Source organism: Sphingomonas bisphenolicum, from assembly GCF_024349785.1.
GTDB lineage: Bacteria > Pseudomonadota > Alphaproteobacteria > Sphingomonadales > Sphingomonadaceae > Sphingobium > Sphingobium bisphenolicum.
Map to the genome: position 1 here is coordinate 802,934 of NZ_AP018817.1, position 14,782 is coordinate 817,715.

Consider the following 14,782-nt stretch of genomic DNA (forward strand, 5'->3'; position numbering starts at 1 on the left):
TCGGGATCAGGGCTTCAGTTCAAACGCGGTCTTGGGCATCGGCGGATAGACCACCGGCTTGTCGCCGAAACGGGCGCGTAGGGCGGTCTGGCGGCGTTCGTCATCGATCACTTCGACATCCACCTCGTCGGGATAGCGGTAGTTGATCTCGAACTTTCCATCTTTGATCTCATATTCCAGGATCGACCAGCGCTTGATCCCGCCTTCCTCCGACTCAGCGGACAAGGCTTCCCAAAGAAGATCGGAAAGAAGCCTGCTACCGTCGATATTCCGGATCTGATGTCCTTCATCCTTGAAGACATTGGGGCTGATCCATCGGTCACCGACTTCCACGTAGAGGAAAATGCCATCGGGATCGCCGCCGACGAGGTGAACAGCTCCACGCCGATTTCGTTGTAAAGCGGTCCCAGAATGTCGAACTTATCTTTTGGCATCTTCGGCGCCTTTCGCTTCGTTCGGGAATTCTTTGAAGGACTTTCTACCATCGACGTACCATGCGACGATAAGGTGATAGGGCCGTTGCGAAGTTCCTTCATAAAGTGGTTCGATATCCACGAACACCTTATGCCCGGCGTGCAATTCCTTAGCCCATGAATCTTCCATGACGCGATAGCTGCCACGGTTGAAGTTTGCATTCTGGGCGAAATGATTGAAGCTGTCGCTGGGCCCATTGAAGCGAGCAGCGATGAAATGACCCCCATCATCATCGCCAAGCCGGTCGGGCTTGCCAGCCTGTGCCTGAAAGACGTCAGTTCGCCCGGCGAAGTCCGCCGCATCAAAACTCTCCCTAAAGCTAGACGCCGTTGCTGTAGCAGGCCAATAGGAACAAATAAAGAACAAATAACCCTTGCGTCCCGTCATTGAACCTGCGCGTGGCGCTGTTATGATCGGCGTAAGAACACGGAAACAGGGAGGAATGATGATGCGCCGGACATTTTTGACGCTCCTGCTGGTGACCGCCAGCGTCGCCGCCTGTAGCGACAAGCCCGGCGACAAACCCGGCGACAAGACGGGCGAGATCGCAGCCACCGACGCCATGAGCAAGCAGGAGGTGAAGGCGCAGGTCGATAAGGTGCAACTCAGGCCCGGCCAGTGGGAGGGCCGCTTCACTGTCAAGGATCTGGACCTTGGCAACATGCCCGGCGCCCCGGCGAACATGAAGGATCAGATGAAGAGCGCGATGAACCAGACATCGCTCAAATATTGCGTCACGCCCGAGCAGGCCGCCAATCCGAGCGGAGAAATGTTCGCCGGACAGGAGAATGAGAACTGCACCTATGGCGGCTTCGAGGCGAAGGGCGGCACGGTGAAGGGGCAGGTGTCGTGCAAGTCGCAGGGCGGCACGATGAACGCGACCATGTCCGGCGTCTATGCGCCTGAAACCTATGCGATGGACATGGATATGAAGATGGTGGGCGGCCCGCAGGGCATGACCATGGCGATGACCGCCCGGTCGGAGGGCAAATGGATCGCGGACCGTTGCACGCAGGGCGAATGAGACGGCGATTGGCGGCTTGCGCGTCCGCCACCTTGTGGCTCGCCGGGCTGGCGTCTGCCGCCGCTTCGGCCCAGCCGGCCCAGGATGGCGACATGATCGTGGTCGAGGGCCAGCGCCTGACCCGCGAGCAAGTCCGCGCCAAGGCCAATGATTTCGTGCGCAAGCTGGGCGTTGTGCAGGGCGACCGCAGCGTCGCCCGCTGGGTGGAAGGCATCTGCCCCAAGGTGATGGGCCTGTCGCCGGATCATGGCCGGATCGTGACCGACCGGCTGCGCGCGACCATCAGGACGATCGGCGCGCCGCTGGCGAAGACGGATTGCGACACCAATTTGCTGGTCGCCTTCGTCAGCGATGGCAAGGATATGGTCGCCATCATCAACGACAGGCGTCCCAGCCGCATGGCGCAGGTGGAGGGGCCGGAACGCCGCGCGCTGCTGGAAAGCGATGCGCCGATCCGCTGGTGGTATACGATCGGTATCGGGTCGGGCGACGGCGCAATGACCGGGGCGACCCCGTCTCCGGTCACGGGCGGCAATAGCGAATCGGGGTCTTCCATGCTGCCCGACGGCGTGCCGATGGGCGGCTCCTTCGCCTCCAGCCTGATCCGTACCCAGGCGGTCCGCATCCTGTCAGCCGCGACCGTCGTCATCGATGTCCATCGCGCGGAGGGCGTGTCGCTCAATGCCGCCGCCGACTATGCCGCCTTCGTCGGATTGGCCGAAGTGCGGGGCAAGGCGCAGCCGCCGGTGCCGTCCGTCCTCAACCTGTTCGCGCTACAGGACCGGGCGCGCAATCTTACCGATTGGGACCGGCGCTTTCTGATCGAACTGTACGACCTGCCGCTCAACCGGTTCGGCCGCAGCCAGCGCGGCCATCTGGTGAAGGCGCTGGTGGACGAGGATGGGACCGGCCCTGCCGACTGAGGCGCCCGCCGCCTGCTGGCTCTGCGCCCGTCCGCTGGGCCGCCGGGTAGAGTGGCACCATCCGCTGCCCAAAAGCCGGGGCGGGCGCGACACGGTGCCGCTCCATCCGATCTGTCATCGCGTCATTCACGCGACCCTGCCCAACGCCGATCTGGCACGCGCCTATGGCGATGCCGCCGCCCTGCGCACGCATCCCGCCATCGCCCGCTTCCTGGCCTGGGTCGCCGACAAGCCAGCCGATTTCCACGCCCCCACCCACCGCCGCCGATAATCGCGCGCAGGCGTCATTTCCGCTTGCGCTTTGGCGTCGGCGGGTAGAGCCTCCTGCCGTTCCGATCAGAGAACGGCGTCAAAAACAGGGGACGAGGATATGCGCATGAAACTGCTGGCGGCGGTGCCGCTCGGATTGGCCCTCGGCCTTGGCGCCTGTGGCGGCGATCCGGTCCCCGCGCCCCAGGCGGAGGAAGCGCCGGTGCTGATGCAGGCGGGCGAATGGACGATCACCCGCAAGACCACCGGCTACAACACCCCCACCGTCACGCCCGCCGAATATCAGGCGGCGCTCAAGCAGATCGGCGAGGAGAAATTGTGCATCGCCGTGGACGCAAAGGGCTTGCCCGACGCGAACGCGCTGGCGGGCAAGGAAGGCACGGCCTGCAGCTACAAGGACCAGATGGTGCGCAAGGGGCGGTTGATCGCCACCCTGTCCTGCACCGCCGGGACCGGCACCTCGGAAATCGTGGTGGAGGGCAATTATACCGCCGACACGCTGACCCTGGGCACCACGATGACCAAGATGCAGGGTGGCAGCGCGGTGTTGCGCACGACGCATGACGTCACCGGCAAGCGGGTGGGGGATTGTCCCAAGGCCGGCTGACGGCCCGTTAGGCTTTCGGTAATCGCCCGCCCCCACTGTGCATCGGCCAGATGAGGGGAAGGGCGATGCGGCGGGTCGGATGGACGTTGATGGCAGGGCTGCTGGCGACCGGCGCCCTGACGGACTGCGCGCGCCAGGTGGACGATCCCGACAATCCGCCGCGCCTGGGCCATTGGCGCGACGAGACGCGGGCGATCGGGGTGACGCTGGACGATCGTTCGGTGCCGCTGGAGGATGTGCCGCCAGGCCTGCACGCGCAACTGGCGCAGGCGACCAGGACGGAGGAGCTGTGCGGCGAACCGCGGCTGCGCAATCGGGACGAGGCGACCCGGCTGATCGCGGCGCGCCTGCCCGATTGCAGCCTGGAGGAATGGACCCTGGAAGGGCATAGCGTATCCGGCCTTGCCCGCTGCGCGCCGCGCACTTGGGGCGCGACCGCGGTGACCCCGACCGTCCGGGTCGAAGGCGCGATGGGCGCGACCTATATCCGCCTCGACATCCAGAGCATCGCGCGCATTCCCGAACCGTCGGGCAACACCCATAGCGCCGTCTTCCGCCTGCGCCGCACGATCGAACGCACCGGGGACTGCTGATCCTCATTCCAGCGCCCGGATCGCCCGTTCGTCGCATCGCTTCGGCCCGATCGGCACCGGGCTGACGGTCGGCACCGGCAGCGACTGGCCGATGCGCAGCGGGGCGAAGCGCTTGCGCGCGATCCCCGCGCAGCGCAGCGCCAGTTCCAGCATCCGGGGCGGCGTGTCCCATTGTTCGTAGGACAGGCGGAACGTGCCCCAGTGGATCGGGATCGCGGTCGACGCGCCCAGTCGCCGGAATACGTCCACCGCCTGCAATGGGCCGATATGCGCGTCCGACTGCATCTGCCCCTTCCAGAACCGGAATGCGCCGATCGGGATCAATGCCAGCCGGATCGGGCCATAGCGCCGCGCTTGCATGGGCCAGCCCATGTCGCCCGCGCCGGTGTCGCCGGCGAAGAAGATATTGCCCGCCCGCGTTTCGATCACGAAGCTCGACCAGAGCGCCCGGTTGCGGTCCGTGCCCCAGCGGCTGCCCCAATGATGGTTGCGGGTCACATGCACCTGATAGTCGGGACAATGTTCGTAACTGCCGCACTGGATCACCGCTTGCGGCGCCAGTCCGTTCAAGGCCGCGCCGCTGACCGACTGGCCCCAGTCCAGCGCCGTCGCCGGAATGCCGTGCGCCTTCAGGATCGTGTCATTGCCCAGGCTGGTGACGATCTTGGGCCGGTCCCGCTCCCACAGCCGCTTGAGCGTGGGCAGGTCCATATGGTCGTAATGATCGTGGCTGAGCAGGATCAGGTCGATTTTCGGCAGGTCGTCGAACTTTATGCCCGGCTGCGCGATCCGCTTCGGGCCGAGCGGGGGGAGGGGGCTGGCATAGTCGGACCAGATCGGATCGGTCAGGATGTTGAGCCCCGCCGCCTGCACCAGCACGGTCGCATGGCCGACCCAGGTCGCCACCATGCCGCGCGGCGCGGCAAAGGGGGCGGGACGCGCGGGCTTGACCGCGATCCCCAGCGGCCATTCCGGCCGGTCGTCATGGCCGATCAGCCAGCGCGCGATGAATCCCTGCCGACTGGTGCCGGGCGGGGCGGGGCTTTCGATCGCGCCATCGGGATTGAAGAAATGCGCGCCGTCATAATGGCGGCTCACCGGTCCCTGATAATAGATGCGGTCCAGGAAGGGCGGCAGACATGTGATCGCCAGGCACAGGCCGATGACGGCGAACAGCAGCGCGATCCCTATCCCCTGGACGATGCTGACAAGGCGACCCATGGCTGCTCCCGCGTTGATGATTTCCAGCGACATAGCGCAAGGCGAGGATGGGGCAAGGGCGGAAGGTCGCCTATGGGTGGGAAGGGGACGCCCCATCCCTATACCGTCATCCCCGCGCAGGCGGGGGGCCATCTCCAGCCTTCGGGTCGTGTCGAGAGGTTGGGAGATGGGTTCCCGCCTGCGCGGGAATGACGAAAACGGGGTGGGTAGCAGTCTGTCCGCTTTAGGAGCATAAAGAGGCGAACCGGATACAAGAGGTCCAATCGCAAATGTTTTGGGAATCAAACCCATGGAAGTCGGGCTTTTTGCGATCTCGTTCTATGAAGAAGGGGTATTGCGAACGCGCAAGCTGGCCACTTACTTGGCGGCGCGCGGGCTTAAACGACTGGCCCGCCATATCTGCACTCGGAGACGACCACGATTGGACGCGAAAGATGGGAACGGGGTTCGTCGCCGAATTTGGAAATGAAGTCTTGTTTTTGATTGATCGGGATTGGTTTGGCTGGCCTGATCCGCCCCAATGGGGACTGGCGTCGTTCGATGTGGCTAATGTAAAGTGGAACCTGTGGGGTAACTTTTCAGATTTGCCTTCTGCGTGGACTGTTCCTGAACCCCTATATGCACCGGAACTAAATCCTGCTTAGTTTGGTCCTGGAATTGATTTATTTGCAATTGAACGACCCGCTTTGGTCGTTTTCGTCGCCCCCAATACGCTGCAACGCGCGCAACTCTTGGCCCGCTGCCTCAGCTCTGGTCCTGATAGGCCATCTGCAATATGCCCCAATGGCGGCCCTTCACATGGATGGACGCGATCACCTGTTTCAAAAGGATGACGTCGCCCTGCGCGGTCAGGCGGCGATAGGCCTTGATGCAGAAGGGTTTTGTGATCTTCGCCTGTTCGCGGGTATCGGGGAAATCGAAGATTACGCCCTGGCGCGCATATTCCAGGTTCCAGGTTTCGTCGCCGGGGCGCTGCTGCTGCGCGCGTTCGGGCATGGCGACCGCGCCATAGGCGTTGCGATCGGTGAAGGTCATGCCGAACAGGCCGGGAAAGCCGCGGGCCTTTTCCTGCGCGGCGCGGGCGGCGGGCAACATCGCATCCTGCACCGGATGGGTGAAGAGCGGCGGGTTGGTGCCGGTGATCGGCGCATAATAGTCGCTGAAGATCGCCGCTTCGCTGATCCTACCTTCGTCGATCGCGCGTTCGATCGCGTCGCTGACCTGCTGCGCGCTCTCCAGGCTGAAGCGGATATAGGGCGAATCGGGAATATCGACACCACTTTCGGCGAGATATTGCAGCAGTTCGTTGGTGTCGTCGCTGGCGGTGGAAACGCGGCCCGACAGGCGCTGGAGCCCGTCGGCATTGTCGGTGGACGTGCTGGCGAGCGCCGCCAGCCCGCCGCGAATCTCGCCCGCGGAACCCACCATCGAGGCAATGCGCTCGGCCACCGCCTCGCTATTGTGCGACAGGCCCTGCATCAGCGTACCCAGCCGATCGACCAGATTCTCGATATTCTTGGTGTCGTTGAGCGCGGTGCGCGCGGTCTGCGCGCCATGGGTGATGCTGGCCAGTATCCCGCCCGCCTCGCCGGTCAGCGCCGCGATCGACTGTTCGATCGTATGGGTCGCCGCCGCGGTCTCCTGCGCCAGTTTCTTCACTTCGGACGCGACCACGGCGAAACCGCGTCCCGCATCGCCGGCGCGCGCGGCCTCGATCGTGGCGTTGAGCGCGAGCAGATTGGTCTGGCTGGCGATGCCGCTGATGACGCTGGTGACATGGGCCACGGTCTTGAGCGCCTCGCCGAAACCGTCCAGCCGGCTGTGGACCTGCTTCACCTGTTCGATCAGATCGACGAAATTATGGTTGGCCGCGGACAGTTGCCGCCCCGAATCGTCGATGATGCCACGGGCGGCCACCGCCTGCGCGCGCGCTTCCTGGCCTGCCATCGCCACGCTGTCGCCGTCGCGCGACAATTGCGCCGCCGCGCCGCTGATCGCCTCGATCGTGCGGGCCTGGTGCGTCACCCGGTCGGCCAGTTCGCTGATGTCCGCTTGCAGATCGAGCGTGCGGATGCCCAGGTCGCCAGACAATTTGGCGACCTTCATCACCGCTCGGGCGACGTTCTCGGAGTGCGCTTCTTTTCCCACATGGGAAGGGCTAGCAGGCCATGGTAAAGGAAAGCTTAGCGCTGGGGCGCGCGGCTCACAGCGCGCCCGCCAGCGCCAGCGCCACGCCGCTCACCACCAGCAGCAGGCCCGCCGCCTCGCTCCGCCGCATCCGCTCCTTCAGGTAGAAATGGCCGAACGCCATGGTGAAGGCGACTTCGACCTGGCCCACGATCCGCACCAGCGCCACCGGTGCGGTGGCGAAGCCGGTGAACCAGCAGGCGCTGCCCAGCGCGGACAGCAAGCCAACCTGACCCGATACCCGCCAGCTTGCAAGCACCCGCCGCATCTCGCCCGGCTCGCGCGTCATCAGCCAGGCGCCCTGCATCAGCGTCTGGACCAGCACCGTAGCGACCAGCACCAGCAGCGCGGCGAGAATGCGGTCGTCCCCGCCCACCGCCTGCGTCGCCCGGCGGATGCCGATCGCGGTCAGCGCGAAGAAGAAGCCCGACGCGATGCCGGCCTTGGCCGCCGGTTGCCCCAGCGCGCGCAGAAAATCCCCCGGCCCTATCCGCCTGCCCCCGGTGGACAGCAGCATCACCCCGATCACGCCGCAGCCGATCCCGGCCCAGGCCAGCGGGTGCAGCCGTTCCCCCAGCAAAAGGAAGGAGAGGACGGCACCCTGCACCGCCTCGGTCTTGGAATATGCAGTGCCGACGACGAAATTGCGATGGTGGAACGCGGCGATCAGCAAGTTCGTGGCGACGATCTGCGCCAGCCCGCCGCCGACGCAGAAGAGCAGGAAATCGGCCTCGATCGCCGGCGGTCGCGCAGCGAAGAGCAGGGCATAGCCGCCCAGCAGCAGCAGGGTGAAGGGGATGCCGTACAGATAGCGCACCAGCCCTGCGGCATTGATCGACAGGCTGTGGCTGACGCGCCGCTGGATCGCGGTGCGCCACGCCTGCACGGCCCCGGCGACCAGCGTCGCGGGCAACCAGATCGGGGATGTGATCATCGCGGGCGCTATAGCGCGTCCCGCCCCCACGTCACCCCATCATCACCAGGAAGGTGAAGAACAGCGACAGCGACACGCAGGCGAAGCCGTAGAGCAGGGGCAGTCGCCACAATGCGCCCCTGCGCGACAGGGCATAGGCGTCCTTGAACTGGCGATACATGTGCCAGGTGGCGAAGAGCAGCAGCGCCAGCGTCACCAGCCCGCTGGTCGCATGGACGGTCGTGAGGATCATCGACAGCGAAAAGAGCAGCGACATGAAGGCGATCGAATAGGTGATGTAGATCGCATGGTCGTACATCTTGTAGCGGCGGCTGAAGGGGAAGAGCAGCCAGATGAAGGGCAACGAAATCAGGATCAGCGCCCAGGAGAATTTATAGGCGTTGGCCTTGAGCTTGTAATAAGCGAATTCGGGGTTCTTGGCCGCGGCGCTGATGGTCTTGCCCACGGTCTGCGCCACCCCGCCGCTCATGCCTTCGCCCCGCAGCGAATCGGTGATGCCGCTCGCCAGCGTCAACCCGTCGCGCTCCTCCCGCGCCTCTGTCAGATTTTCGGTCAAGGCCTCCTTGCGGCCGGCGGAAATGCCCGGCTGCGCCAGCTTCGCCTCGATCTTGCGGATGTCGGCGTCGGCCTTGTCCTGCTCCTTGCGCAGTTCGGCCTGCGCTTCCCTGTTCATCCTGACGCCTTGCGCCTTGCCCTCCGGCCCATGACTGGTGAAGGAGAAGATCGCGTACATCAGGAAGGCGCTGAACAGGAACAGGGCGAAGGGCGACACGAATTTCGCCCGCTCGCCATGGATATAGCGCCGCGTCAGATGGCCCGGCCGCAGCGCCAGTTCGGGCAGGGTGGTCCAGATCTTGCCCTCGAAATGCAGCACGCCATGGGCCAGGTCATGGCCGATCGCGGCGAAGCTGCGATGCAGATGTGCCGCCTGCCCGCATTGTGCGCAATAATTGCCGTGAATGGTCGCGCCGCAATTGCGGCAGGCGCCATGGCCGGCCGCATGGGCCTCCCCATGGCCCGGCTCCACCGCGCGCGCCAGCATCCCCCCGGTGATCGCATCACCCGCCGCTTCGATTTCCCCCGTCATGGGACCGGAGGATATCAGGGCTATGGGGCGGACACCAGACGGCTTGCGTCGATATCAACTCGGCTTGGTGCCCGGCGGCAGGCCATGCGGCAGGCCCTGCCGCCCCATCGTCCAGTTCGCCTCCAGCCGCACCAGCGGATTGGGGGCGCACCAGATTTCGCCGGTATCGCTCAGGCCCGTCACCCAGATCAGATTATGTTCCTGCCCATAGTCGATGACCGCCAGGGCATAGCCCTTCCCCTTGCCTTCGACATGGACGGGCAGGGGCGGGTCGAGCTGGGTGAAGGACATGGGCGATGCTCCGGCATGAGGGTGCCGGTGACAATGCAGGGCAAGGGGGCTGGTTCCTGCCGGTTAACCAAGATCAGCCAGTTTCTCCTCCTCCCCATCTTGTGATGGGGAGGAGGAGAAACTTACGCGCCTTCGAGCAGTTTCTCGCGCTTGATCTTTTCCTGCCACACCAGCGGGGCGAGGCGGTGGACATTCTGCCCTTCGCTGTCGACCGCCACGGTCACCGGCATGTCCTGGACATCGAACTCGTAGATCGCCTCCATGCCCAGATCTTCGAAGCCGACGACCTTGGCGCCCTTGATCGCGCGCGCGACCAGATAGGCCGCGCCGCCGACCGCCATCAGATAGGCGCTCTTATGCTTGGCGATGCTTTCCGTCGCCGCCACGCCGCGCTCGGCCTTGCCGACGCAGCCCAGCAGCCCCTGTTCCAGCATCATGTCCATGAAGCTGTCCATGCGGGTCGCGGTGGTCGGGCCGGCCGGGCCGACCACCTCGTCGCGCACCGGATCGACCGGGCCGACATAATAGATGACGCGGCCCTTGAAATCGACTGGCAGGCTCTCGCCCTTGGCCAGCATGTCCTTGATCCGCTTGTGCGCGGCGTCGCGGCCGGTCAGCATCTTGCCGTTCAGCAGCAGCCGGTCGCCATGTTTCCAGCTCTGCACGATTTCGGGCGTCAGCGTGTTGAGATCGACGCTGATCGCTTCCTTGCTCGGCTTCCAGTCGACCTGCGGCCATTGCGAAATCCTGGGCGCTTCCAGATAGGCCGGGCCGGAGCCGTCCAGCGTGAAATGGGCGTGGCGGGTGGCAGCGCAATTGGGGATCATCGCCACCGGCTTGCCCGCCGCATGGCAGGGATAGTCGTAAATCTTGACGTCCAGGATGGTGGACAGGCCGCCCAGGCCCTGCGCGCCGATGCCCAGCGCATTGACCTTGTCGAAAATCTCGATCCGCATCTCCTCGATCTTGTTCTGCGGCCCGCGGAGCTTGAGTTCGCCCATGTCGATGGGCTCCATCAGGCTTTCCTTGGCCAGCGCTACCGCCTTTTCCGCGGTGCCGCCGATGCCGATGCCCAACATGCCGGGCGGGCACCAGCCCGCGCCCATCTGCGGGATCATCTCCAGCACCCAGTCGACGATCGAATCGCTGGGGTTCATCATCTTGAACTTGGTCTTGTTCTCCGAGCCGCCGCCCTTGGCCGCCACGTCTACCGTCACTGTGTTCCCCGGCACCATTTCCACGTTCAGCACGCAGGGCGTATTGTCCTTGGTATTCTGGCGGGCGAAGGCCGGATCGCGCAGGATGGAGGCGCGCAGGCGGTTTTCGGGGTTCAGATAGGCCTTGCGCACGCCGTCATCGACGATGTCCTGCATGGAACGGCTATTGTCGTCCAGGCGGCAGTCCATACCCCATTTGATGAAGATGTTGACGATGCCGGTGTCCTGGCAGATCGGGCGATGCCCCTCCGCGCACATGCGGCTGTTGGTCAGGATCTGCGCGATCGCGTCCTTGGCCGCCGGATTGGCTTCGGCGTCATAGGCTTTGCCCAGCGCGCGGATATAATCCATCGGATGATAATAGCTGATGAATTGGAGCGCGTCGGCGACGCTCTCGATCAGGTCGGCGGTTTTGATGAGCGTCATCTACCCTGGTCCTTATGTGCGGCCAGCCTCTGCACGGCCGGTCCCTGCAAGGGGCAGCGGCTAGTGCGTAATCGGCCCCAAGTCCAGCATCAGCCGTCCGCAAAGGGGAAGAGGTGCCACCAGGGCTGCTTCTCCTCCAGCACGCGGGCGACGCTCGGTCGCGCCCCCAGCCGCGCCAGATAGGCCGCCAGCCCCGGAAAGTCCGGCGTTAGCGGCACGATCCTGTCGACGTAGAACAGCGCCGGGGCGGCGGCGCAGTCGGCCAGGGTGAAGGCTTCGCCCACCGCCCAGCGCCGCCCGGCCATTCGCGCCTCGATCAGCGCATAGGCCTTGGCCAGCAAATCGCGTGCCTGCGTCACGCCCAACGAGTCGCGCTGTTCTTCGGGCCGCAGCCGGTCGGCCACGATCGCCTGCATCGGCGCCATCACATAATTGTCGAACAATCGATCCATCAGCCGCACCTCCAGCGCCGCATCGGGATCGGCGGGGATGGGGCGAAAGGTGCCGGCTTCATGCTGGGCGAGATATTCGATGATGACGCTCGCCTCGCCGATCGTGGCGTTCCTGGCCGGATCGTGCAGCAGCGGGAATTTGCCGATCGGCCACAGCGCCATCCACTCCTGCGCGACCTCTCCATCCTCCAGCATCCGGCCCGCAAAGGGCGCGCCATTTTCGTAGAAGGCGATCAGCACCTTCCAGCAATAGGAGGAGAGGGGGTGGTAATAGAGAATCATCGAACATCCTCCGCACATCCGCAGCATCCTGCGCATCTGGCCATATCCGGCATAGCGCGCCCCGGCCATGACGGGCGGCATTGGCGATCGAGGGTCGCAACCCTTTAGACCTTCGTCTCAATTTGGCTGACAAGCGAAATTTATTTTTCAGCCTGCATATCTCTCTTGCCTTTTTTGGGGGCAAGGCAAGTCCATGCGTCGCCCGCGCGCCAGGCGGTGAAATGACTCCGATCGGCGACGAACCGAGTCTTTCAATTGTCATTTACCCTCTTGCGCCTGCAACCGGCTATGGCACTATCTGTGGTATCGGGTTAACGGGGGTTACCCAACAGATTGTGATTGCGTCGCTGGCAGATTTTCCGGTGCGGGGGGATTTTTGTCCCTGCGATTGCTCGGTTGGGCCCTTTTCCGTCCCCGGAGTGGTGCGGTTCATGCTAGGATGCGCGGCTTGTCGCGACCCGCTTGACCGAGTCGAACGGAACAGGAACATCGGGGGCTCGCATGGATTTTCGGGATAGTGGACAAGGTGCTGGCGACGTGGCGACTGTGATGGACGATCTTTTGGATGATATGAAGGCGCAGGCCTCGGCCGCGCCCGTGGAAACGCGGGCGGAGCCGGAGGTGCTGACCTCCTCGACCGTGCAGGCGCGGCGCTTCGCCGTCACGACCGATCCGTCGCGCGACGCGCTGCTGACGGAGTTCGGCAAGGACACGCTGAACGACCGATATCTGCTGCCTGGCGAATCCTATCAGGATCTCTTCGCCCGCGTCGCCGCCGCTTATGCCGACGACGCCGCGCATGCCCAGCGCGTCTATGATTATATTTCGCGCCTCTGGTTCATGCCCGCGACGCCGGTCCTGTCGAACGGCGGCACCGGGCGCGGCCTGCCGATCAGCTGCTATCTCAACAGCGTGGACGACAGCCTGGAAGGCATCGTCAACACCTGGAACGAGAATGTCTGGCTCGCGTCGCGCGGCGGCGGCATCGGCACCTATTGGGGCAATGTGCGCGGCATCGGCGAACCGGTCGGTTTGAACGGCAAGACCAGCGGCATCATTCCCTTCGTTCGGGTGATGGATTCGCTGACCCTCGCGATTTCGCAGGGTTCGCTGCGCCGTGGCTCTGCCGCCTGCTATCTCGACGTCTCCCACCCGGAGATCGAGGAGTTTCTGGAAATCCGCAAGACCAGCGGCGACTTCAACCGGAAGGCGCTGAACCTGCATCATGGCGTGCTGCTGACCGACGAGTTCATGGAAGCGGTGCGCGACGGTGCGGACTTCCATCTGCGCAGCCCCAAGGATCAGTCGATCCGCGGCACGGTCAATGCCCGCGCCCTGTTCCAGAAGCTTGTCGAGGTACGGCTGGCCACCGGCGAGCCCTATATCGTGTTCAACGACACGGTGAACCGCATGATGCCCAAACATCATCGCGATCTGGGGCTGAAGGTATCGACCTCCAACCTCTGCTCGGAAATCACGCTGCCCACCGGTCGCGACCATCTGGGCAATGATCGCACGGCGGTCTGCTGCCTGTCGTCGATGAACCTGGAAACCTGGGACGAGTGGAAGGATCATCCGACCTTCGCCGAGGATATCATGCGCTTCCTCGACAATGTGTTGCAGGATTATATCGACCGCGCCCCGCCCGAAATGGCGCGCGCCAAATATAGCGCGATGCGCGAACGCTCGGTGGGTCTGGGCGTCATGGGCTTCCACAGCTTCCTCCAGGCGCGTGGGCTTCCCTTCGAAGGCGCCATGGCCAAGTCGTGGAACCTGCGCATCTTCAAGCATATCAACGCTCAGGTGAACGAAGCGTCGATGATGCTGGCGCAGGAACGCGGCCCGTGCCCCGACGCCGCCGATCAGGGCGTGATGGAGCGCTTTTCCTGCAAGATGGCGATCGCGCCGACCGCGTCGATTTCCATCATCTGCGGCGGCACGTCGGCCTGTATCGAACCGATCCCGGCGAACATCTACACCCACAAGACGCTGTCGGGCAGCTTCTCGATCAAGAATCCCTATCTGGAAAAGCTGCTGGTCGCCAAGGCGAAGGACAGCAGCGCGGTGTGGAACTCGATCCTGGAGAAGGGCGGCTCGGTCCAGCATCTCGACTTCCTGAGCCAGGAAGAAAAGGACACGTTCAAGACCAGCTTCGAAATCGACCAGCGCTGGCTGCTCGAACTGGCCGCCGACCGCACGCCCTATATCGACCAGGCGCAGTCGCTGAACCTGTTCATCCCGGCCGATGTGGAAAAATGGGATCTGCTCATGCTCCACTTCCGCGCCTGGGAATTGGGCATCAAGTCGCTCTACTATCTGCGGTCGAAATCGGTCCAGCGCGCGGGCTTCGCCGGCGGCGTGGAGGCCGACAATACGATCGACGCACCCAAGTTCGAAATCGGCGAGACCACCGACTATGACGAGTGCCTCGCCTGTCAATAAGGGTTTGACGCCGGGCGCGACGGCCTATGCCGCCGCGCCCGCGCATTCAGGCTTCTTCTTCGAACGTCACCGCGACGTCGGCATTGGCGGAAAGCCGCACCGTGCCGTCATCCTCGACTGCCGCGATCAGGCCCTGGCTGATATAATGATGATGCCCCTTATGGCTGCCTTCCCCGCTGTCCTTCTTGGTCAGCTTGATCCGGTCACCGTCCATATGGTCGACGGTGCCGACATGGACGCCATCGGCGCCGATCACTTCGGCATGTTCCTGAATGCTGCTGAGGTCGACCATGATATTTCTCCTGTGCGGGGGGTAGCGACGTCTCAACGTCCCGTCCCCGCCCGGGTTGCA

The 14,782-nt window shown here is 64.1% G+C and carries 16 protein-coding genes; 6 read left to right on the forward strand and 10 right to left on the reverse strand.

Annotation, left to right across the window (positions count from 1 at the left end):
• Positions 1-6: 6 nt before the first annotated feature.
• On the reverse strand, positions 7-225 hold the full coding sequence (locus SBA_RS25200) for a hypothetical protein (RefSeq protein WP_315975795.1): 219 nt from the start codon (positions 223-225) through the stop codon (positions 7-9).
• Positions 226-420: 195 nt separating this feature from the next.
• On the reverse strand, positions 421-861 hold the full coding sequence (locus SBA_RS03890; protein ID WP_261935955.1) for a DNA/RNA non-specific endonuclease: 441 nt from the start codon (positions 859-861) through the stop codon (positions 421-423).
• Positions 862-922: 61 nt separating this feature from the next.
• Here SBA_RS03890 and SBA_RS03895 point away from each other — a divergent pair, with 61 nt between their 5' ends.
• The 5 genes from SBA_RS03895 (at position 923) to SBA_RS03915 (ending at position 3,891) form a co-directional block, all read left to right on the forward strand.
• Positions 923-1,498, forward strand: coding sequence for a DUF3617 domain-containing protein (locus SBA_RS03895; RefSeq protein ID WP_261936677.1), 576 nt, complete (start codon positions 923-925; stop codon positions 1,496-1,498).
• An 8-nt stretch (positions 1,499-1,506) separates the two neighbouring features.
• Entirely contained in the window at positions 1,507-2,421 is a 915-nt protein-coding gene (locus SBA_RS03900) for a hypothetical protein (protein WP_261935956.1), read from the forward strand.
• Positions 2,399-2,692 carry an HNH endonuclease gene (locus SBA_RS03905; protein ID WP_224546395.1) on the forward strand — a complete coding sequence of 98 codons (294 nt, stop codon included), beginning with the start codon at positions 2,399-2,401 and terminating at the stop codon, positions 2,690-2,692. The genes SBA_RS03900 and SBA_RS03905 overlap by 23 nt, the downstream gene beginning before the upstream one ends.
• Before the next feature lie 99 nt (positions 2,693-2,791).
• Positions 2,792-3,298 carry a DUF3617 domain-containing protein gene (locus SBA_RS03910; protein WP_261935957.1) on the forward strand — a complete coding sequence of 169 codons (507 nt, stop codon included), beginning with the start codon at positions 2,792-2,794 and terminating at the stop codon, positions 3,296-3,298.
• 65 nt (positions 3,299-3,363) lie between these two features.
• Complete coding sequence (locus SBA_RS03915; RefSeq protein ID WP_224546393.1) at positions 3,364-3,891, forward strand: hypothetical protein; 528 nt, start codon at positions 3,364-3,366, stop codon at positions 3,889-3,891.
• A gap of 3 nt (positions 3,892-3,894) precedes the next feature.
• Here SBA_RS03915 and SBA_RS03920 read toward each other — a convergent pair whose 3' ends face one another.
• The 7 genes from SBA_RS03920 to SBA_RS03950 form a co-directional block, all read right to left on the reverse strand.
• Positions 3,895-5,112 carry an MBL fold metallo-hydrolase gene (locus SBA_RS03920; RefSeq protein WP_261935958.1) on the reverse strand — a complete coding sequence of 406 codons (1,218 nt, stop codon included), beginning with the start codon at positions 5,110-5,112 and terminating at the stop codon, positions 3,895-3,897.
• Between the two features lie 744 nt (positions 5,113-5,856).
• On the reverse strand, positions 5,857-7,218 hold the full coding sequence (locus SBA_RS03925) for a methyl-accepting chemotaxis protein (RefSeq protein ID WP_261935959.1): 1,362 nt from the start codon (positions 7,216-7,218) through the stop codon (positions 5,857-5,859).
• Between the two features lie 97 nt (positions 7,219-7,315).
• The gene (locus SBA_RS03930; protein WP_261935960.1) at positions 7,316-8,233 is read right to left on the reverse strand and encodes a DMT family transporter; all 918 of its coding nucleotides are present in this window, start codon (positions 8,231-8,233) and stop codon (positions 7,316-7,318) included.
• Between the two features lie 31 nt (positions 8,234-8,264).
• Positions 8,265-9,320, reverse strand: a complete 1,056-nt coding sequence (locus tag SBA_RS03935) for a DUF3667 domain-containing protein (protein WP_261935961.1) — start codon at positions 9,318-9,320, stop codon at positions 8,265-8,267.
• A gap of 54 nt (positions 9,321-9,374) precedes the next feature.
• Complete coding sequence (locus tag SBA_RS03940) at positions 9,375-9,611, reverse strand: hypothetical protein (protein WP_261935962.1); 237 nt, start codon at positions 9,609-9,611, stop codon at positions 9,375-9,377.
• Positions 9,612-9,733: 122 nt separating this feature from the next.
• Positions 9,734-11,254: a fumarate hydratase gene (locus SBA_RS03945; protein ID WP_261935963.1), complete on the reverse strand. Its 1,521-nt coding sequence runs from the start codon at positions 11,252-11,254 to the stop codon at positions 9,734-9,736.
• Positions 11,255-11,343: 89 nt separating this feature from the next.
• A complete protein-coding gene (locus SBA_RS03950) occupies positions 11,344-11,988 on the reverse strand; it encodes a glutathione S-transferase family protein (protein WP_261935964.1) in 645 nt (214 codons plus the stop codon).
• 501 nt (positions 11,989-12,489) lie between these two features.
• Here SBA_RS03950 and SBA_RS03955 point away from each other — a divergent pair.
• Positions 12,490-14,430: a ribonucleoside-diphosphate reductase subunit alpha gene (locus SBA_RS03955; RefSeq protein WP_390902377.1), complete on the forward strand. Its 1,941-nt coding sequence runs from the start codon at positions 12,490-12,492 to the stop codon at positions 14,428-14,430.
• Between the two features lie 46 nt (positions 14,431-14,476).
• Here SBA_RS03955 and SBA_RS03960 read toward each other — a convergent pair whose 3' ends face one another.
• Positions 14,477-14,722, reverse strand: coding sequence for a DUF2171 domain-containing protein (locus SBA_RS03960; protein ID WP_066606771.1), 246 nt, complete (start codon positions 14,720-14,722; stop codon positions 14,477-14,479).
• Between the last annotated feature and the right edge of the window lie 60 nt (positions 14,723-14,782).